The sequence below is a fragment of the Sulfitobacter sp. HI0040 genome (assembly GCF_001634885.1).
Classification (GTDB): Bacteria; Pseudomonadota; Alphaproteobacteria; order Rhodobacterales; family Rhodobacteraceae; genus Sulfitobacter.
In genome coordinates, this window is sequence record NZ_LWEX01000168.1 from 19,079 (window position 1) to 39,465 (window position 20,387).

General features: G+C 62.0%; 18 protein-coding genes. 10 read left to right on the top strand and 8 right to left on the bottom strand.

Translation table 11 applies throughout. The annotated features are described in order from the left end of the window. Positions 1 to 61: 61 nt before the first annotated feature. The 3 genes from mutT to A3728_RS11105 are packed head-to-tail and all read right to left on the bottom strand — an operon-like array spanning position 62 to position 2,541. Positions 62 to 460: an 8-oxo-dGTP diphosphatase MutT gene (mutT, locus tag A3728_RS11095; protein WP_067923498.1), complete on the bottom strand. Its 399-nt coding sequence runs from the start codon at positions 458 to 460 to the stop codon at positions 62 to 64. Further along, a complete protein-coding gene (gene argJ / locus A3728_RS11100; protein WP_067923501.1) occupies positions 457 to 1,683 on the bottom strand; it encodes a bifunctional glutamate N-acetyltransferase/amino-acid acetyltransferase ArgJ in 1,227 nt (408 codons plus the stop codon). Before argJ ends, mutT begins: the two co-directional genes overlap by 4 nt. Before the next feature lie 3 nt (positions 1,684 to 1,686). Beyond that, complete coding sequence (locus A3728_RS11105; RefSeq protein ID WP_067923503.1) at positions 1,687 to 2,541, bottom strand: peptidylprolyl isomerase; 855 nt, start codon at positions 2,539 to 2,541, stop codon at positions 1,687 to 1,689. A 173-nt stretch (positions 2,542 to 2,714) separates the two neighbouring features. Here A3728_RS11105 and secA point away from each other — a divergent pair, with 173 nt between their 5' ends. The 3 genes from secA (at position 2,715) to A3728_RS11120 (ending at position 8,117) form a co-directional block, all read left to right on the top strand. Next, positions 2,715 to 5,426 (top strand): preprotein translocase subunit SecA, encoded by a 2,712-nt coding sequence (secA, locus tag A3728_RS11110; RefSeq protein WP_067923504.1) that lies wholly within the window; start codon positions 2,715 to 2,717, stop codon positions 5,424 to 5,426. 124 nt (positions 5,427 to 5,550) lie between these two features. Continuing rightward, complete coding sequence (locus tag A3728_RS11115; protein ID WP_067923507.1) at positions 5,551 to 6,537, top strand: hypothetical protein; 987 nt, start codon at positions 5,551 to 5,553, stop codon at positions 6,535 to 6,537. Positions 6,538 to 6,554: 17 nt separating this feature from the next. After that, complete coding sequence (locus A3728_RS11120; RefSeq protein ID WP_067923510.1) at positions 6,555 to 8,117, top strand: phosphate ABC transporter substrate-binding/OmpA family protein; 1,563 nt, start codon at positions 6,555 to 6,557, stop codon at positions 8,115 to 8,117. A 7-nt stretch (positions 8,118 to 8,124) separates the two neighbouring features. Here the strand turns inward: A3728_RS11120 and radC are convergent, their stop codons facing one another. From radC to dnaK, 3 genes are all read right to left on the bottom strand, one after another. After that, complete coding sequence (gene radC, locus A3728_RS11125) at positions 8,125 to 8,922, bottom strand: RadC family protein (RefSeq protein WP_082851108.1); 798 nt, start codon at positions 8,920 to 8,922, stop codon at positions 8,125 to 8,127. An 89-nt stretch (positions 8,923 to 9,011) separates the two neighbouring features. Next, the gene (gene dnaJ / locus A3728_RS11130; protein WP_067923513.1) at positions 9,012 to 10,172 is read right to left on the bottom strand and encodes a molecular chaperone DnaJ; all 1,161 of its coding nucleotides are present in this window, start codon (positions 10,170 to 10,172) and stop codon (positions 9,012 to 9,014) included. A gap of 80 nt (positions 10,173 to 10,252) precedes the next feature. After that, on the bottom strand, positions 10,253 to 12,172 hold the full coding sequence (gene dnaK / locus A3728_RS11135) for a molecular chaperone DnaK (RefSeq protein ID WP_067923516.1): 1,920 nt from the start codon (positions 12,170 to 12,172) through the stop codon (positions 10,253 to 10,255). 205 nt (positions 12,173 to 12,377) lie between these two features. Between dnaK and A3728_RS11140 the strand changes: the two genes are divergently transcribed. Then, on the top strand, positions 12,378 to 12,980 hold the full coding sequence (locus A3728_RS11140; protein ID WP_067923519.1) for an alpha-ketoglutarate-dependent dioxygenase AlkB family protein: 603 nt from the start codon (positions 12,378 to 12,380) through the stop codon (positions 12,978 to 12,980). Positions 12,981 to 12,984: 4 nt separating this feature from the next. Here the strand turns inward: A3728_RS11140 and A3728_RS11145 are convergent, their stop codons facing one another. Next, positions 12,985 to 13,809, bottom strand: a complete 825-nt coding sequence (locus A3728_RS11145; RefSeq protein WP_067923522.1) for an ABC transporter permease — start codon at positions 13,807 to 13,809, stop codon at positions 12,985 to 12,987. Positions 13,810 to 13,918: 109 nt separating this feature from the next. On the opposite strand from A3728_RS11145, the gene cysQ reads away from it, so the two are divergent. The 6 genes from cysQ (at position 13,919) to A3728_RS11175 (ending at position 19,957) form a co-directional block, all read left to right on the top strand. Beyond that, positions 13,919 to 14,716 carry a 3'(2'),5'-bisphosphate nucleotidase CysQ gene (cysQ, locus tag A3728_RS11150; RefSeq protein ID WP_067923525.1) on the top strand — a complete coding sequence of 266 codons (798 nt, stop codon included), beginning with the start codon at positions 13,919 to 13,921 and terminating at the stop codon, positions 14,714 to 14,716. Then, positions 14,716 to 15,516, top strand: coding sequence for a 3-deoxy-manno-octulosonate cytidylyltransferase (locus A3728_RS11155; RefSeq protein ID WP_067923528.1), 801 nt, complete (start codon positions 14,716 to 14,718; stop codon positions 15,514 to 15,516). Before cysQ ends, A3728_RS11155 begins: the two co-directional genes overlap by 1 nt. After that, a complete protein-coding gene (locus tag A3728_RS11160) occupies positions 15,513 to 16,751 on the top strand; it encodes a glycosyltransferase family 2 protein (RefSeq protein WP_067923531.1) in 1,239 nt (412 codons plus the stop codon). The genes A3728_RS11155 and A3728_RS11160 overlap by 4 nt, the downstream gene beginning before the upstream one ends. 104 nt (positions 16,752 to 16,855) lie before the next feature. Then, positions 16,856 to 17,749 carry a UTP--glucose-1-phosphate uridylyltransferase GalU gene (gene galU / locus A3728_RS11165; RefSeq protein ID WP_067923533.1) on the top strand — a complete coding sequence of 298 codons (894 nt, stop codon included), beginning with the start codon at positions 16,856 to 16,858 and terminating at the stop codon, positions 17,747 to 17,749. 23 nt (positions 17,750 to 17,772) lie between these two features. After that, on the top strand, positions 17,773 to 18,756 hold the full coding sequence (gene galE / locus A3728_RS11170) for a UDP-glucose 4-epimerase GalE (protein WP_067923534.1): 984 nt from the start codon (positions 17,773 to 17,775) through the stop codon (positions 18,754 to 18,756). After that, positions 18,716 to 19,957, top strand: a complete 1,242-nt coding sequence (locus A3728_RS11175) for a glycosyltransferase (RefSeq protein ID WP_067923535.1) — start codon at positions 18,716 to 18,718, stop codon at positions 19,955 to 19,957. Before galE ends, A3728_RS11175 begins: the two co-directional genes overlap by 41 nt. A gap of 143 nt (positions 19,958 to 20,100) precedes the next feature. On the opposite strand, the gene A3728_RS11180 is transcribed toward A3728_RS11175, so the two are convergent. Continuing rightward, positions 20,101 to 20,387 (bottom strand): transposase (locus A3728_RS11180; RefSeq protein ID WP_201722311.1); only part of this gene is annotated, 287 nt, incomplete at its 5' end.

A 20,387-nucleotide genomic window follows, 5' to 3' on the forward strand; every position in this document is an offset into this window, starting at 1 on the left:
GACGCAGAATGGTTCAGGAACGATAGGGCGGAAAGGGAAGACCGTGCGGCCCGTGAAACCGTCAGAGCCAGTCGCGCAGGATGGGGATAAGCGGCAGGTCGGCGGGGGGCATCGGGTAGGATCTAAGGTCCAGCGGCCGCACCCATTTCAGCGCCTGCCCTTCAAGGCCGCGCGGAATGCCTTCCCATTTTCGGCAGGCAAAAAGCGGCATGAGCAGATGAAAGCTTTCGTAGCTGTGGCTCGCAAAGGTCAACGGGGCAAGACAGGACGCCCAGGTACCGATGCCCAGCTCTTCCTGCAATTCACGGATCAGCGCCGCTTCGGGCGTTTCGCCGGGTTCGATCTTTCCACCCGGGAATTCCCAAAGGCCCGCCATGGACTTGCCTTCGGGCCTTTGGGTCAGCAATACGCGGCCGTCAGGATCGATGAGCGCGACGGCCGCGACCGTGACAGTTTTCACGAGCGGTAATCGGCGTTGATGTCGATATAGCCGTGCGTGAGATCGCAGGTCCAGACGGTGGCCGTCCCATCGCCTAGGCCGAGGTCTACGCCGATGTTGATCTCTTCGCCCTTCATATGCCTGGCCGCCGCCTCTTCGGAATAGTCGGGGCTGCGCCAGCCTTCCTTTGCGACTTCGACATCACCGAACCGGATCGCGATGCGATCCCGGTCGGCGGCTGCGCCCGATTTGCCGATGGCCATGACAACCCGCCCCCAGTTGGGATCCTGACCGGCGATTGCTGTCTTGATCAGTGGCGAATTGGCGATGGACAGGGCATGGACCTTTGCATCGGAATCGCTGGCTGCGCCGGATACGGTGATCTCGACGAACTTGGTCGCACCCTCGCCGTCGCGCACCACCTGATGCGCCAGATCCCGCATGATCCGGTGAACCGCCTGATCGAAGGCGTCGCTTTCGCTCACATCGACGCCCGAGGCGCCCGTGGCGGCCATCAGCAGCGTGTCCGAGGTGGAGGTGTCGCTGTCGACCGTGATGCAGTTGAAGGTCCGTTCCGTATGTTCCGAAACGATGTGCTGCAGATCGGCCAGGCCGATTTTCGCATCCGTGAAGATATAGACCAGCATCGTCGCCATATCGGGCGCGATCATGCCCGAACCCTTGGCGATACCGGCGATGCGCACTTCCTTGCCGTCGACCTCGATGGTTTCCCGGGCACCCTTGGGGAAGGTATCGGTGGTCATGATGGCCTTCGCGGCTTCGGCGATGCCGCCCGCGTCCTGATCCGCCTTGAGGCTATCGAGAGCGGCGATGACCCTGTCGTGGGGCAGCGGTTCACCGATCACCCCGGTCGAAGAGGTAAAGACCCGCGCCTGCGGGATGCCACAGGTTTCCGCGACGGCGGCGGTGATCGCCTCCACCGAGGTGACACCGCTGCGGCCCGTGAAGGCATTGGCATTGCCCGAATTCACGAGGATGGCGGCACCTTCATCAGAGGTGCCGCCGATCTTGGCCTGACAATCCAGTACCGGGGCGGCCCGCGTGGCGGAGCGGGTGAAAGCCCCCGCCACCACACTTCCGGGGGCGAGCAGGGCCAGCATCACGTCGGTACGGTCCTTGTAGCGCACGCCTGCAGCGGCGGTCGCAAAGGTCACCCCTTCGATGACGGGAAGATCGGGAAAGCTGGCCGGGGCCAGCGGCGATACGGCCAGCTTCTTTCCCATGGATTACTCCAGCAATTCGGTCTGCTTCAGGACCGCGGGATCGATGCTTTCGACATCCTTGCGGTCGACATCCGCAGCCTCTGCCAGACGCTCGATCTCGGCCTGAAGGGTCTCTTGGCGCAACTGGTTTTCGATATCGGTGCGCACGTCCTCCAGCGCGGGGGCCTCGGCGGTGCGGGTTTCGTTCAGCTTGATCACATGCCAGCCGAACTGGGTTTGGACCGGCTCGGAAACCTCGCCGGGTTCAAGCTCCACCACCGCTGCTTCGAAGGCAGGAACCATCGCGCCCTTGCCGAACCAGCCCAGCGAGCCGCCACCGGGGCCGGATGGGCCGGTCGACTTTTCCTTTGCGGTCTCGACGAAATCGGCACCGCCCTTGACGGTTTCCATGATCTCGCGCGCCTCTTCCTCGGTTTCCACGAGGATATGGGAGGCGTTGAATTCCTGCTCAGGCTCGGCGCTTCCGAACTGTTCGTCATAGGCGGCCTGAACATCGGCCTCGGGCAGGGGATCGGCCATCATCTTTTCGATCACTTCGCCTGCGGTGAGCGAACGCTTCTCGTTCTCCAGCGACAGTGTGACGCGGGCGGGCAGGTCGCCCTCAAACGTATCGGCCAGCGCGGCCTGCTGAATGAGCTGGTCGAGGATGCCGGTAAACAGCACGTCGTCCGGCAGTTCCTGATACTGCGGAGGCAGCGCGGCACGGGCCACGATCATGTGGCCCACGGTGATGTCCGTTCCGTTAACGGTGGCGACGACGGTATCGGCCTTTGGGCCTGCGTCATCCTGCGCGGCGAGCGGCAGTGCGAGTACGGTAGCGACAGCAGCTGTCGCCAGAAGTTTGAAAGGTTTGTGCATGAAGAGTCCTATCGGTTCGATCGTTACGGGCTGCAACGTTGACAGTGTTTATCGCGCCCCTTACATCGCCCTATGGGCGCGGCCCGGGGGGCGGTTCCCCTTCTACTTAGGGACCGAAACGCCGCTGGGCAAGCGGATCACCGCAAGACATCAGAAGTTCGTCTGGAGAGTACATGCTGGGTATCGGAACAATCGCCAAAAAGGTCTTCGGGACGCCGAATGATCGCAAAATCAAGGCGACGCGCCCGCTGGTCGAACGGATCAACGCGCTGGAACCTGAGTTCGAGAAGCTCAGCGACGATCAGATCAAGGAAAAGACGCAGGAATTCGCCCGCCGCGCCGAAGAGGGCGAAAGCCTTGATGATCTGCTGCCCGAAGCCTTCGCCAACTGCCGCGAAGCCGCCCGGCGTACGCTGGGCCTGCGGGCGTTCGACACACAGCTCATGGGCGGGATTTTCCTGCATCAGGGCAATATCGCCGAGCAGAAGACCGGCGAAGGCAAGACGCTGACCGCGACATTCGCCGCCTATCTCAACGCGCTTACCGGCAAGGGCGTGCATATTGTTACGGTGAACGAATACCTCGCAAAGCGCGATGCCGAATGGATGGGCAAGGTTTTCGGTGCGCTGGGGCTGACCACCGGCGTCGCATGGTCCGGCATGTCCGAAGACGACAAGCGCGCGGCCTATGCCTCCGATATCACCTATGCGACGAACAATGAGCTTGGCTTCGATTACCTGCGGGACAACATGAAGCCCGAGCTGAGCCAGATTTTCCAGAAGCATCACAATTTCGCCATCGTGGACGAGGTCGACAGCATCCTGATTGACGAAGCGCGGACACCGCTGATCATTTCCGGCCCCTCGCAGGACCGGTCAGAGATGTACAGCATCATCGACAAGCTGATTCCGTCGCTCCAGCCCGAGCACTACGAGCTGGACGAAAAGACCCGCAACGTGACCTTTACCGACGAGGGTAACGAGTTTCTGGAAGAGAAGCTGCGGGCCCACGAGCTGATCGAGGAAGGCCAGAGCCTGTACGATCCCGAAAGCACCACGATCGTTCATCACGTCAATCAGGGTCTGCGGGCCCACAAGCTGTTCCAGCGGGACAAGGACTACATCGTCCGCGACGGCGAAGTCATGCTGATCGATGAATTCACCGGCCGCATGATGCAGGGCCGCCGCCTGTCCGACGGATTGCATCAGGCGATCGAGGCCAAGGAAGGCGTCAAGATCCAGCCCGAGAACGTGACCCTCGCCAGTGTGACGTTCCAGAACTACTTCCGCCTTTACGACAAGCTCGCCGGGATGACCGGGACGGCCCTGACCGAAGCGGACGAGTTCATGGAAATCTACGGGCTCGGCGTTGTCGAAGTGCCGACCAACGTGCCCGTGGCGCGCGAGGACGAAGACGATCAGGTCTACCGCACCGCGCGCGAGAAATACGAGGCGATGATCGAAAAGGTGAAGGAGGCCAATGAAAAGGGTCAACCCGCGCTGGTGGGAACGACCTCTATCGAGAAATCCGAGATGCTGAGCAATCTGCTGAAGGAGGCGGGGATTCCGCACAATGTCCTGAACGCGCGCCAGCACGAACAGGAAGCCCAGATCGTGGCCGATGCCGGCAAGCTGGGGGCGGTCACCATCGCCACCAACATGGCCGGTCGGGGCACCGACATCCAGCTTGGCGGCAACGTCGAGATGAAGGTGCTGGAAGCGCTTGCCGCCGATCCTGAGGCGGACCCCGTCGAGGTGCGTAACCGGATCGAGGCGGAACATGCGGACGAAAAACAGAAGGTGATCGAGGCGGGCGGCCTCTATGTGCTGGCCTCCGAACGGCATGAAAGCCGTCGGATCGATAACCAGCTGCGCGGTCGGTCGGGTCGTCAGGGGGACCCGGGGCGGTCGTCCTTCTTCCTGTCGCTCGAAGACGACCTGATGCGCATCTTCGGCTCTGAACGGCTGGAAAAGGTGCTGACGACCCTTGGCCTGAAAGAGGGTGAGGCGATCGTTCACCCTTGGGTCAACAAGTCGCTGGAGCGGGCGCAGGCCAAGGTCGAAGGCCGTAACTTCGACATCCGCAAGCAACTGCTGAAGTTCGACGACGTGATGAACGAACAGCGCAAGGTCATCTTCGGCCAGCGTCGTGACATCATGGAAGCCGCCGATCTGAACGAGATCGTCACCGATATGCGGGAGCAGGTCATCGACGACCTGATCGACACCTACATGCCGCCCCGGACCTATGCCGACCAGTGGGACGGCGAAGGGTTCCAGCAGGCCGTGGTCGAGAAACTGAACATCAACCTGCCCGTGGCCGAATGGTGCGACGAGGACGGTGTCGATGACGAGGTCATCCGCGAGCGCCTGACAGAGGCAACATCGCGGATGATGTCCGAAAAGGCGGAAGCCTTCGGCGCGGAAAACATGCGCAACATCGAAAAGCAAATTCTGCTTCAGGCCATCGACAGCAAGTGGCGCGAACACCTGCTGACGCTGGAGCATCTGCGGTCTGTCGTGGGCTTCCGCGGCTACGCCCAGCGGGATCCGCTGAACGAATACAAGAACGAATCCTTCCAGCTCTTCGAGACCATGCTGGACAGTCTTCGCGAAGAAGTAACGCAGAAGCTGTGCCGTGTGCGCCCCATGTCCGCCGACGAACAGCGCGAGATGATGGAAGAGATGGCCGCCCGGCAAGCCGCGGTTCAGGCCGCCGCGAAGGCGGCGGGCCAGCCCGAAGATTCTGCGGGGGCGACCGATGGTTCCGCCCGCGAAGGCTTTGACGAGAACGATCCCACGACTTGGGGAAACCCCGGGCGGAACGATGAATGCCCATGCGGATCGGGGAAGAAATTCAAGCATTGCCACGGCAAGGTCGCCTGACACAGGGCGCCTTTCTGTCGCCCGACGCCGGGCGCCTTTCTTTCGTCAAAGACTCCTCATACGGCGGCCATCATCGTCGGCGATAACCTATCGTTAACACTTTTGTTGATAGGGAATTCGCCCCATGCCAAATCAAAAGGAAATTCTGACCACCGTCGGTGCCTTGGTCGTTGCGGCCGGTATCGGCTTTGCGATGCAAAGCTCTGCCACGGCTGATCGGTTCTATGGCCCCGGAGAGCAGGCGCAGATACCCTCCTCCGCCGGGTTCGCCAATTCCAGCGATGCCCTGCTGGAGGTAGAGGGGATCACCCTCACCTCTGCCGAATTCGACGCGATCGTCGCCTCCCCCGCTGCTGAATCGCAGGTCATCCCCGCAGCCGCGCCCCAGGCCCTGCCGGAACCCACGCCGCCCGCAACACTGCCGGGGCTGGACTGCACCGTAACCGCCGATGCGCGGGCGAAGGCAGCCGCGATGGTTCAGCTGAGCATGTCCGCCCCTTGCCTGCCGAACGAACGGCTGACGATCCATCACAACGGAATGATCTTCACCCAGACCACCTCCGCCGAGGGAGAACTTGATATCACGGTCCCGGCGCTCGCCCGGGATGCGGTTTTCATCCTTGCCTTTTCCAGCGGTGATGGCGCCGTCGCACAGGCCACCGTGGAGGATCTGGAAGACTTCAACCGCGTCGTCGTGCAATGGCGCGGGGACATGGGGTTTCAGATCCATGCACGCGAATTCGGCGCGGCCTATGGGAGCGAAGGCCATGTCTGGTCCGGCGCGCCGCGCGATCTGACCGCGGCGATCACCGGGGCAGGCGGCTACATGACGATGAATGGCGACACCCGCGCCGCCGATCCCCTGCTGGCGGAGGTCTATACCTTCCCCAAGATCGGCACCGGGCGTGACGGGCAGGTTGCCCTGAGCGTCGAAGCGGAAGTGGCCCCTGCCAACTGCGGAACCGAGATCGAGGCGCAATCGCTGGAAATCGGCGGTGACGGAAAGATCAAATCGCAGGACCTGACGCTGGCGGTGCCGGGTTGTGATGCGCAGGGCAACTTTCTTGTGTTGAATAATCTGCTACAAAACCTGAAAGTCGCGCAATACTGACGCAACGCCGGGGCACCATGTACCTCTTGAAACGTGCGGCGGCTTTCGCCGCACTTTTTCTGTTCTGTTCCACAGTCATTGCCGCCGCGCAGGATGTCATGCTGACGTCGCGCGACGGCAAGATCGAGGTTGCAGGTACGCTGCTGGGATTCGATGGTGAATTCTACCGGGTGCAGACCGACTTCGGCGAGTTGACCTTCGACGGGAGCGGTGTGCTCTGCACGGGGCCGGGCTGCCCCAATCTCGACAATTATGTCGCCGAGCTGCAAATTTCCGGCTCTGCCACGATGGGGGCGGTCCTGATGCCCGCTTTGTTGGAAGCTTTCGGTCAGCGTGCGGGATTCACCACCACCCGCGAGGATCTCGAAGCCGGGAGCTTCGTCTATCATCTGTACGGCGAACGGGACGGCGAGCTTGCCGCCAACTTTTCCTTTCGCGCGACCAATACGAATGAAGGGTTCGCCGATCTGTTGGCGGATGAAGCCGATGTGGTGATGGCCCTGCGGGAAATTCGCCTGCAGGAGCGTATCAATGCACGCGAGGCCGGTATGGGAGACCTGACCGGGGCCAACCGCAGCCGCGTGCTGGCGCTGGACGCCATCGTGCCGGTGGTGGCACCGTCGAACCCGGTGGATCGGATTTCGGTGCTCGACCTGGCACGGATCTATTCAGGCCGAATTGTCAGCTGGAAGGATCTCGGCGGGCCGGATGCGCCCATAGAGATGCATCTGCCGGATGAAGGGAACGGTCTGGCGCAGGCTATCGTGGATCAGATCATGACCCCGGCAAAGCTGGAACTGGCGGAGGGTATTATCCGCCACCGGTTTCCCGCCGATTTGTCGGACGCCGTGGCAAAGGACAGCTTCGCCATCGGGCTGACCAGTTTCGCCGAACAGCGCAATACCAAGATGCTGGCGCTCGCCGGGACCTGCGACTTCGCGCTCTCGGCGTCCCGCCGGACGATAAAGACCGAAGATTACCCGCTCACCGCGCCCATGTTCCTTTATTTTCCGGCACGGCGCCTGCCGCAGATCGCGCGGGAGTTTCTGGCCTTCACCCGCAGCCCGGCGGCGCAGGTCGTCATCCGCCGTAGCGGGTTCGTGGATCAGGGGCCGGAAGAGATACCGGTGGACGAACAGGGCAACCGCTTTACCAACGCGATCGCGACAGCGGGTTTCGAGACGTCGCTGGACGAGCTGCAGCGCATGGTGACGACATTGGCCCCCATGCAGCGGCTGACGGTCTCCTTCCGGTTCGAAGCCGGGTCGATCAGGCTGGATGCGCAATCCCGCTCCAACATCCAGCAACTGGCCCGCGCGATGGAGCAGGGGCAATACGATGCGCGGCAGATACTTTTCGTCGGGTTCAGCGATGGCGAAGGCCCGGCAGCGGCAAACCGTGACATCGCGCTTCAGCGTGCCCAGGCCGTATCCCGCGCCGTGCTTGCCGCTGCGGTGACGGCAAACCCCGAAAGGATCGACATCGGGGTGGAAGCCTTCGGAGAGGCCCTGCCCATGGCCTGTGACGACAGCGCCTGGGGCCGGCAGGCAAACCGCCGAGTGGAGGTCTGGGTGCGCTGAGCGCTTGTCAGACCAAGCCTTCTGCCCTGAAGCTCAGCTCCTGCGACTTGCCGATGATGAGGTGATCGTGCAACGCGATCCCGAGCACATCGCAGGCGGAGATGATCCGCTTCGTCATCTCGATGTCCATCTGTGACGGTGTCGGGTCCCCCGAAGGATGATTATGCACGAGGATCAGGGCAGAGGCGTTCAGCTCAAGCGCGCGCTTGGCGACCTCCCTCGGGTAGACGGGAACGTGATCGACCGTGCCTTCGCCTTCCTGTTCGTCGGCGATCAAAGTGTTCTTCCGGTCGAGGTAGAGGACGCGAAACTGCTCCGTCTCCCGGTGGGCCATGGCGGTATGGCAGTAATCGAGCAGCGCATCCCAGCTCGAGACGACGGGCCGCCTGATCACCTTTGAGCGCATCAACCGGTGCGACGCCGCTTCGATGATCTTCAACTCCACCACGACCGCTTCGCCCACCCCATGGACGGAGAGGAGCCGTGCCTTGGGAGCGGTGATGACCCGGTTGAAGTCACCGAAGGTTTCCAGAAGCTCCCGCGCCAACGGCTTCACGTCCTTCCGGCCCAATGCGCGGAAGAGGATGAGTTCAAGCAATTCGTAGTCGGGGACGGCATCGGCCCCGCCCGCCATGAAGCGCGCGCGCAGGCGAACCCGGTGGTCCCTGAGGTAGGAGGGCACCTTTGCCGTTTGGTCCTGTGAGTTGCGGCTGGCGCCGACCTCCTCCGGCAGCAGAAAGAGTTGCCCACTTTCACGCAGGCTCTGATCGCCGGGAGGGTGCGTTTTGTCTTCTGGCCGTCGCATCGGGCCAGAGTGACCCTCGAATGGTTGCCAAGTGGTAAACGAAAAAGGCCGGGCGATGCCCGGCCTTGCTACGACAGATATCAGCTTGGTCAGCCTTTCATCGAATCCCAGAAGGATTTCACGCTGCTGAAAAAGGTGGAGCTTTCCGGGTTGTTCTTGTCCGAAAGCTCTTCGAATTTCCGCAGCAGGTCCTTCTGCTCCGACGTCAGGTTCACCGGCGTTTCGACCGCCAGTTCGATGATCATGTCACCGGCCCCGCCGCCCCGCAGCGGGGGCATGCCCTTGCCGCGCAGACGCATCTGGCGACCGGACTGGCTGCCCGCCGGCACCTGCACCCGCCCGCGACCACCGTCGATGGTGGGGACTTCGATGCTGCCGCCCAGGGCAGCCGTGCTCATCGAGACGGGAACGCGGCAGAACAGGTTCGGCCCGTCCCGTTCGAACAGATCGTGTTCGGCGACCTCGATGAAAATATAGAGATCACCCGAAGGCCCGCCGCGCAGTCCTGCTTCGCCTTCACCGGCGAGACGGATGCGTGTGCCTGTTTCCACCCCCGCGGGGATATTGACCGAAAGCTGCCTGTTCTTTTCGACCCGCCCCGCGCCCCGGCAGGTGTTGCAGGGATTCTTGACGATCTGGCCGAGGCCCGAACAGGTGGGGCAGGTGCGTTCGACGGTGAAAAAGCCCTGCTGCGCCCTTACCTTGCCCATGCCGGAACAGGTGGGGCATGTGGTGGGCTCCGCCCCGCCTTCGGCACCCGATCCGTCACATGCCGAACATTGTACCGATGTCGGCACGTTGATCGACTTCTGCAAACCGGAGAAGGCGTCCTCCAGCGAGATCCTGAGGTTGTAGCGCAGGTCCGCACCACGGGCCGCACGCCGACCGCCGGCCTGGCCGCCGCCGCGTTGGCCCATGAAATCGCCGAACAAGTCGTCGAAGACATCGGAGAAGGCGCTGCTGAAATCACCCTGCTGCCCGCCGCCGAAGCCGCCGCCACCGGGGCGTCCACCGCCCATGCCACCTTCGAAGGCGGCATGACCGTAGCGGTCGTATGCGGCTTTCTTGTCGGCGTCTTTCAGAACCTCGTAGGCCTCGTTGGCCTCCTTGAACTGCGCTTCGGCCTTGGGGTTGTCGGTATTGCGGTCGGGGTGCAATTCCTTGGCCTTGGTGCGGTAGCCTTTCTTGATCTCTTCGGCAGAGGCCCCTTTGGCAACGCCAAGCACCTCGTAGTAGTCACGTTTTGCCATGGGTCATAAGCTCCTGCTGTTGATACATGACGGGCCGGCCCGCCTGACGGACCGGCCCTCATCATGCAGTCAAACCGCGATTACGCGCGCTTGTCGTCGTCCAGATCCTCGAACTCGGCATCGACGATATCGTCATCATCGTTGCTGTCGTTCCGCGGCGCATCGGTGGACTGGGCCACGTCCTCGCCTTCGTCCTGGGCCGCCTTGTAGATCGCCTCACCCAGCTTCATCGCCGCTTCGGTGACGTTCTGGATGCCGGATTTGATCTTGTCGGCGTTGTCCGACTCGAGCTCGTCCTTCAGGGCGGCGATGGCCAGTTCGATCGCTTCGACGGTTGTCGGGTCGACCTTGTCGGAGTGCTCTTCCAGCGACTTTTCGGTCGAGTGGATGAGCCCTTCGGCCTGGTTCTTCGCCTCGATCAGTTCGCGGCGGGACTTGTCGGCCTCCGCGTTCTCCTCGGCGTCCTTGACCATCTTTTCGATGTCTTCCTCGGACAGGCCGCCCGACGCCTGGATGGTGATCTTCTGCTCCTTGCCGGTGCCCTTGTCGAGCGCGCCGACCGAAACGATACCGTTGGCATCGATGTCGAAGGTCACCTCGATCTGGGGCATGCCGCGCGGTGCGGGCGGAATGTTCTCCAGGTTGAAGGCACCAAGGATCTTGTTGTCGGCAGCCATTTCACGCTCACCCTGGAAGACCCGGATCGTCACCGCGTTCTGGTTGTCTTCTGCGGTGGAGAAGATCTGGCTCTTCTTGGTCGGGATGGTCGTGTTGCGGTCGATCAGACGGGTGAAGACACCGCCCAGCGTTTCGATACCCAGCGACAGCGGGGTCACGTCGAGCAGTACGACGTCTTTCACGTCACCCTGCAGAACGCCCGCCTGAATGGCGGCACCGAGTGCCACGACCTCATCGGGGTTCACACCCTTGTGCGGCTCCTTGCCGAAGAACTTGGTCACCTCTTCGACGACCTTCGGCATGCGGGTCATACCACCCACGAGCACGACTTCGTCGATGTCGGACGCGGACAGGCCGGCATCCTTCAGGGCGTCCTTGCAGGGCTTCATCGAAGCCTTGATCAGGTCGCCGACGAGGCTTTCCAGCTTGGCGCGGGTCAGCTTCATGACCATGTGCAGCGGCGAGCCGTCCTTGCCCATCGAGATGAAGGGCTGGTTAATCTCGGTCTGCGAAGAAGACGACAGTTCGATCTTCGCTTTTTCCGCAGCTTCCTTCAGACGCTGCAGCGCCATCTTGTCCTTCGTCAGGTCGACGCCGTGCTCTTTCTTGAACTCTTCGGCGAGGTAATTGACGATCCGCATGTCGAAGTCTTCACCACCAAGGAAGGTATCGCCGTTGGTGGATTTCACTTCGAAGAGGCCATCGTCGATTTCGAGGATGGTCACGTCGAACGTACCGCCACCAAGGTCATAGACGGCGATCGTCTGGGTGTTTTCCTTGTCGAGGCCATAGGCAAGCGCCGCGGCTGTCGGTTCGTTGATGATGCGCAGCACTTCCAGACCGGCGATCTTGCCGGCATCTTTCGTGGCCTGACGCTGGGCGTCGTTGAAGTAGGCGGGCACGGTGATGACGGCCTGCGTGACTTCTTCGCCAAGATACTTTTCTGCGGTGTCCTTCATCTTGCCGAGGATGAACGCCGAGATCTGCGAAGGGGAGTATTTCTCACCCTTAGCTTCAACCCATGCGTCACCGTTGCCACCGTCCATGACGGTGAACGGCATGTTCTTGCGGTCCTTGGCGAGATCCGGGTCATCATTACGACGACCGATCAGGCGCTTGACACCGAAGATCGTGTTTTCCGGGTTGGTGACCGCTTGCCGTTTGGCGGGCTGGCCGACAAGGCGTTCGTCGTCGGTGAATGCGACGATCGACGGTGTCGTGCGCGCGCCTTCGGCGTTCTCGATCACGCGAGGCTGGCTGCCATCCATGATGGCGACACAGCTGTTTGTAGTTCCAAGGTCAATACCAATTACTTTGGCCATGTTTTCGATCCCTCTTTTACTCAGGCGATGAAACGAGGCGTGGACCCGTTTCGGCATCCTGCCCCGATCTGTGGACGCGTCGGACAGGTGGTCCTTCGCGGTTCGGAGGGTATATAAGGAGGCGATTTCGGCCCTGCAACCGTTGCGAAGAGGCGGATGCAGTATTTTCCAACCTTTTCCGATGCTCAGCGCAGGAGGGTCACAGATGGCACCAGTCATGGTCAGGGACTTCGCGATTTACGACGGCTATCTCGATCTGACGGCCCAGCGTGAACTGGTCGAGGCCGTGCAGGATGTGGCCCGGCAGGCGCCGTTCTTTCGCCCGCAGACCCCGTACGGCAAACCGATGTCCGTACGCATCACGGCGGCGGGGAAATACGGCTGGTTTTCGGATCGAAGCGGCTATCGCTATGTGCCTACCCATCCCGACGGTCAGCCCTGGCCGTCGATTCCGGCCCCGGTCCTGCGGATATGGGATGCGCTCACGGGGTTGGAGCGGAGGCCAGAGTGCTGCCTCATCAATCATTACGACGCGCAGGCCAAACTGGGCATGCACCGCGACGCGGACGAAGCGGATTTCGCCTGGCCGGTGGTCTCCGTTTCGCTTGGCGATGACGCGCTTTTCCGGATGGGCAACCCCACGCGGGGCGGCAAGACACAGTCGGTCTGGCTTCGGTCCGGGGATGTGGTCGTCATGGGCGGGGCGGCCCGGCTCACCTATCACGGGGTGGACCGTATCCGCCCGGGTTCATCGCCGCTGCTGCCGGGCGGCGGACGGATCAACCTGACGCTGCGCGTGGTCGACTGATCCGTCAGCGCCGTGCGCTCCAACTGAGCGAGGCATGTTTGCGGGTGTAGAATTCGCCCATCATCCCGATCATCAGCAGGACCAGCCCGACCCAGATCGGATACTCCCAATTGCTGTAGCGGGGGTAGTAATTGATGAACGCGAAGCCCCGGCTTTGATCGATGGCGTGAAACAGCGGGTTCCAGTCGAACATCGCCAGCATGAAACCGGGCAGCGTGTTGGCAAGGAACATCTTGCCCGATGCGATCATGTTCGCGCGCTGATAGACGGTGGTGAAGATCTGCACGAAGGTCGGAAACCACGGCTTGATCGCCAGCAGCACCACGCCGAGCGCGCCCCCTGTGAACCACGCGATGAGCAGCATCCCGAAGGCCGGGATCGGTTGCTCGATCTCCAGCGGGGTCATGACCACGTGATAGGCAAAGAGAATGACGAAGAGCGACAGCACCTGAATATAGAGCGCGCCGAAGGCCGCCGAGGCGATCGAGATGACGGTCGTCATCGGGGCGTGCTGCATCATCGGGCTCGCCGGTCCTTCGGAGGCGACAACGGCGCCGAGCGTCTTGGTGTGCGTGAGGAAGAGGAAGATGCCGGTCATCACGTAGATGAGGAAATCACCACGCACCGCCGCCCCGCGCAGCCCGAGGATGGTGAACATCACGTAGAAGGCCGCGACGAACAGGACCGCCTGCAGCATGTTCGTGAAAATCGCCATGATGGCGTTGTTATGCGTCTTGCGGATCGACCGGACGATCGAGTGATAGATCAGTTCGAGCATCGAAACCGCGCTCGACAAGCGGCCGGTCGGCTTTCGGGTGGACTGGAACATCTGCCTGCGCCTCTGACTGAGCGGGAGTATACACGGAATTCTTGCCGTTCCGTAGTCAGCGCAGCATAAGAGGTTTGAAAAGAATATCAACGAAAGCGGGGCGCAGAGAATGGATTACGAAGAGTTGGTGACTGTGATGCGTCGCCTTGCCCTGCAGGCGGGGGAACGCATCATGGAGATATATGGACAGGACGATTTCGACGTCCGGTCGAAGTCCGACGAAAGCCCCGTCACGGCTGCGGACGAAGCAGCCGACGCCCTGATTTCCGAAGGGCTGCGGGCGGCCTTTCCCGACCTTATGCTCGTGACCGAAGAACAGGCGGAGACTCATTCGGCCCGGGGGGATACCTTTCTTATCGTTGATCCGCTGGACGGCACCAAGGAGTTCGTCCATCGACGGGGGGAGTTCACAGTGAACATCGCGTTGGTGGAGGGCGCGGTGCCGACCCGCGGTGTGGTCTATGCCCCAGCGAAGGGACGCCTTTTCTATACCGATGCAGAGGGGCGTTCGGTGGAGGAAACCGGTGCGCTCGATCCCGACCGGGCGGGTGAGACGATGCCGCTGAATGCGAAGGACCCGGAGGGCAGCGGCCTCATGGTGGTGGCGTCGAAATCGCACCGGGATCAGGCGACGGACGACTACATCGCCCGTTACGACCTGCGGGATATGACCAGCGCCGGTTCATCGCTCAAGTTCTGCCTTGTCGCCAGTGGTGAGGCCGACCTTTATCCCCGGCTGGGCCGTACGATGGAATGGGATACTGCCGCAGGTGATGCCGTCGTGCGCGGCGCGGGGGGCTTCGTTGTGCGTTTCGATGATCACAGCCCGCTGACCTATGGCAAGCCGGGGTTCGAAAACCCGCATTTCATCGTCCATGCGCCGGGCGTCGCGCTGAAGGAGGCATGATGTCCGTTCTGGTGGTAATTCCCGCGCGCTATGCCTCGACCCGCTATCCGGGCAAGCCACTGGTCGCGCTGAAGGGGGCGGGTGGCGAAAGCCGCAGCCTGATCGAACGCAGCTGGCGGGCGGCCCGCTCGGTGTCCGGGGTGGACCGCGTCGTCGTCGCCACCGACGACGCCCGCATTCGCACTGCTGCCGAAGCGTTCGGCGCAGAGGTCGTTATGACGTCGACGGAATGCGCCAACGGGACGGAGCGGTGCGCCGAAGCGCACAAGGCGCTGGGCGGGGGCTATGATATCGTGGTGAACCTTCAGGGCGATGCCCCGTTGACGCCCCCATGGTTCGTCGAGGGGCTGATTGAGGGGCTGCGCGCGAACCCCGGTGCCGCCATTGCCACCCCCGTCTTGCGCTGCGAGGGGGCGACCCTGTCGGCGCTGCTGGACGACCGGAAGGCCGGGCGCGTGGGCGGCACTACGGCGGTCTTTGCGGCCGACAACGCGGCGCTCTATTTCTCCAAGGAAGTCATTCCCTATACTGCGACCCGCTATGATCCGTCGGAACCCACGCCGGTTTTCCACCACGTCGGGGTCTATGCCTATCGCCCGGACGCGCTCGCTGCCTATCCGTCTTGGGAGGTGGGGCCGTTGGAACGGCTCGAAGGGTTGGAGCAGCTTCGGTTTCTGGAAAACAACCGCCCGGTTCTCTGTGTCGAGGTCGAGGCGCGGGGCCGGTCCTTCTGGGAATTGAACAACCCCGAAGACGTGCCCCGGCTTGAAGCCATGATGGAAGAGATGGGGTTGGAGTGAGCGAGACGACGGTCAGCGTCGTCGTTGTCAGCCGAAACCGTCCTTCGGCTTTGCGCCGGTGCCTCGTCGGGCTTTCGCAACTTCGCTATCCCGCGTTCGAGATCGTCGTGGTCGCGGATCCGGCTGGGATCGCGGCGGCCCGGGACGGCGGGTTCGGCGAAACCGTCAAGCTGCTGGAATACGATGTTCCCAATATCTCCGCGGCGCGCAACATGGGCATCACCCATGCCGCTGGCGATATCGTTGCGTTCATCGATGACGATGCGGTGCCCGAACCCCTGTGGCTGCATCACCTGACAGCACCCGCATCGCGCGACGAAGTCGCTGCCATGGGCGGCTATGTTCGGGGGCGCAACGGGATCTCCTTCCAATGGAAGGCGCGCGGCCTCGACAGGCATGGCAGTACCTATCCACTTTCCCTCGACGATGCCCATGCCACGGTTCTTACCCCGGCGCACGGCCATGCAGTGAAGACCGAAGGCACGAATATGGCTTTCCGCCGGGATGCGCTGATCGCCCTCGACGGGTTCGATCCGGCCTTTCACTACTATCTGGATGAAACAGACCTGAACATGCGGCTTGCGCGTACGGGGCAGGCCACGGCGATCGTGCCCCGCGCCGAGGTCCACCACGGGTTCGAGGAAAACCGCGTACGGAGTGCGGACCGCGTGCCACGGGACCTGTTCGACATCGGTGCCAGCTGGGCGGTTTTCGCACGCAAGCATATCCACGAGGCGGACCGGGCCACCCACTGGAAGGCGGTGCAGGGGGCAGAGCGGCGCAGATTGTTGCGGCACATGGTTTCCGGCGCACTTGAGCCGCGAAGCCTGCGCAGACTGATGGCGCGGCTTGAGGAAGGCCATTCGGAAGGTCTCGCACGTGCCATCGGGACTGCCCGCTTGCCCCGGCGCGCGGCGAGCCCTTTCTTGCGGTTCGTATCTTCGACCAAACCCCATGTATGGATCACAACCCGCCCGGCCCGCCGGAAACGGGATGAGACCCGCGCGCGGAAACTCGTCGGGCAGGGGCATGTCGTGACGCTTCTGTCGCTTTCGCCCAGTGCTTTTTATCACCGCGTGGCGTTTACGGAGGAGGGGGTCTGGCGTCAGACAGGAGGCCTCTTCGGACGGTCGGAGCGGGACCAGCCATTGGTCAGCTTCCACCGCAGGAAGGTTCGGAGCCGAACCGAAAGGGAAAGAGTGACGTTTACGCGGGGAGATGCTATTGACCGCTGAAGTATCGATTTACTTTAAATTCATTAAGCGGTCAGAACTACTTTGGGCTGCCTATCGGCAGGCGATGGAGTAGAAGACCAATAAGAAACGAGCCGAGGTTTGAGATGCCGAAGAAAGTGACAAAGGCGATTTTCCCCGTTGCAGGTCTGGGAACGCGCTTTTTGCCCGCAACCAAGTCTGTTCCCAAAGAAATCATGACGTTGGTCGATCGGCCACTGATCCAGTACGCGATCGACGAGGCGCGGGCCGCCGGCATCAGGGAGTTCATCTTTGTCACCTCGCGCGGCAAGGGCGCGCTGGAGGATTACTTCGATCACGCCCCGGTGCTGGAGCAGGAATTGCGCTCCAAGGACAAGAAAGAGCTTCTGAGCATCCTCAAGCAAACCAACATGGAAAGTGGCGCCATTGCCTATATCCGTCAGCACAAGGCGCTGGGTCTGGGCCATGCCGTGTGGTGCGCGCGGCGCCTGATGGCGGATGAGCCTTTCGCAGTCATCCTGCCGGACGATGTCATCGCGGCCGAAAAGCCCTGCCTTCAGCAGATGGTGGAAGCCTATGCCGAAACAGGTGGCAATATGGTCGCCGCGATGGAAGTCGAACCTGAACGGACATCCGCCTACGGTATCCTCGATCTCGCGGAAGATATGGGGAAGATGGTTCAGGTGAAAGGCATGGTCGAAAAACCGAAGACTGAGAATGCGCCCTCGAACCTTGCCGTGATCGGGCGTTATATTCTTGCGCCGACTGTCCTTCAGAACCTGAACAAGATCAAATCTGGTTCTGGGGGGGAGATTCAGCTTACCGACGCAATCGCGGCGGAGATTGCTCAAGACCGGAACGTCTATGGCTATCGCTTTGACGGTCAGCGGTTCGATTGCGGCTCGAAATCCGGCTTCTTGCGTGCCACGGTGGCCTTCGGGCTCGCGCGGGACGAGTTGCGCGAAGATCTGACGCAATACCTGCATGAGATCGTTCAAAGCGACAAGGCCGCGCAATAGCGCTGGTACGGCAAGGAAGACCAATGGCCAATGTTCTGGTGACCGGGGGTGCGGGATATATCGGATCGCACGCCTGCAAGGCGCTTGCGGCGGCGGGCCATACGCCCGTGACCTTCGACAATCTGGTGACCGGCTGGCGGGAGGCGGTGAAGTTCGGACCTTTCATCAAGGGTGACCTGATGAACCGGGCCGAGGTCGACGCGGCTTTTGCAGACTATGAACCCGTCGCCGTCATGCATTTCGCCGCCCTTAGCCAGGTGGGTGAAAGCATGAAGGAGCCGGGCCTTTACTGGCGCAACAACGTGCTTGGCTCACTGAACCTGATCGAGGCGGCCGCCGGGGCGGGGTGCCGGAACTTCGTCTTCTCTTCGACCTGCGCGACCTATGGCGATCAGGATAATGTTGTGCTGGATGAATCCTCGGCCCAGCTTCCGATCAATGCCTATGGCGCATCGAAGCGGGCGATCGAGGATATATTGCGCGATTTCGAAAAGGCGCATGGGCTGAACCACGTCATTTTCCGCTATTTCAATGTGGCGGGCGCGGACCCGGAGGGCGAGGTGGGCGAATTCCATCAGCCGGAAACGCACCTCGTGCCGCTTATGCTGGATGCGATCGAAGGGAAACGCGACGCGCTGACGATATTCGGAACCGACTACGACACGCCGGACGGCACCTGCATTCGGGATTACGTTCATGTCTGCGATCTGGTGGACGCCCACGTTCTGGGCCTCGACTGGTTGTTGCAGGGGCGCGGCAGCCGGGTGTTCAACCTTGGCACGGGGTCCGGGTTTTCGGTCAAAGAGGTTCTTGCCCACAGCCGTTCGGTCACGAACCGTGAAGTGCCCCATGTTATAGGGCCCCGCCGCCCGGGAGATTGCACCAAACTGGTTTCGGGTTCGACCCGCGCGGAAAAAGAACTGGGCTGGCGTCCGCGCCGCTCAACGCTGGAGCAGATGATCACAGATGCCTGGAGATGGCACCAGACCGGGCATTACGACGCCTGAACGCCCGACTGCGCGGTTGCTTGACCTGACGCGCAGCCTGCGCCGCGCCGGTCGCGTGGCGACGGGTGTGGATCGGGTGGAGCTCGCCTATGGCGATGCGTTGCTTTCCGATGAAAGCGTTCCCGTGTTCGGGCTGGCGCGGACAGCATTCGGTTACGTTTTGCTCGACGCAAGCGGCGTACGGAAGTTCATCGAACGTCTTACGGGGCGCGAGGAGTGGGGCGCGCCCGATCTGTTATCGCGGTTGCCACGCGGTCGCTCGAACCTCCAGCGCCGGGCGGAGGCAGACCTGCGCAGGCTGGCCCTCGCGCGGGCGGTTCCGGGCCGGTTGGCACGGATGTTGAGCCGTAACCTGCCGCAGGATTACGCCTATCTGAATGTCGGCCATAGCAATATCACCGACCGCGTGTTTGGCGCGGTTCACGCCTCTGCCGGGCGGATTGCGGTGCTGGTGCATGATGTGATCCCGCTCGAACACCCGGATTTTCAGCGCCCCGGCACGGTCAGCCCCTTTCGGGACAAGGTGCAACGCGTAGCGCAGGACGCCGATCTGGTGATCTATAATTCGGCGGATACCCGGAAACGCGCGGAAACCTTCATGCGGGGTTGGGGGCGGGTGCCGCCCGCCCTTGTCGCGTATCTGGGCGTCGTGCGGCCCATACCCGTGCCTGTCGATCTGCCCCCACATTTGCCCCCCGAACAGCCCTATTTCGTCACTGTGGGGACGATAGAGCCACGGAAGAACCACGCCTTTCTCCTGGATTTGTGGGAGCAGATGGGGCCTTCGGCGCCGCGCCTCGTCATCTGTGGAAACCGGGGGTGGAACAACGCGGCGGTCTTTGCGCGTCTGGATGCCCTGCGGGCCGATGACAGGGTGATCGAGGCTCAGGGATTGTCCGACGGGGCAGTTGCCGCCTTGGTTCAGGGGGCGGCGGGAACCCTGTTTCCGAGCCTGAGCGAGGGCTTTGGTCTACCCCCGGTAGAGTCGGCGGCTCTGGGAACGCGTGTTTTATGCAACGATCTCGAAGTTTTGAAGGAAGTACTTGGCGTCAAAGCGCATTTCCTGTCTGTCGCTGAACCCCGGTTGTGGATAAATACCATCGAGAATTGGGCCAGTAACCCTCCGGAGACGCATCAGCCTGCTGTTTACGACGATCTGAAATGGGACTCCCACTTCAAAACCGTCTTAAGGTTGACCTGATAGCGGAATGAGAGAGCGGTGCGACCCGAGAGCAGGGGACGGTAAGTGAGCGTGTGGCAGTCATACAGGCTGAGGCTTCAGGATCATGCCCCATAGCGTGGTGTAACTCGCGGCTGGCCGGGCGCTTTCGACGGCCGAGCTGATCAGTCCGTCTGCGTTGCAGGCAGGCTGATGATGGGATCATCGCAGACCGGTGCCAAGGTTTCCAGCGTCATGTATCGCGCACGCTGCACAGTCCATTCTTCGGTCTGCTCCATGAGGATGGCGCCGACGAGGCGTCGTATGGCAGCCTCATTTGGAAAGATCCCGACGACGTCTGTCCTGCGCTTGATCTCGCCGTTCAAACGTTCAATCGGATTCGTCGAATGCAACTTCGTCCGATGCTGTTGGGGAAAGGTCATGTAGGCGAGCACGTCTTCCTCGGCATCAT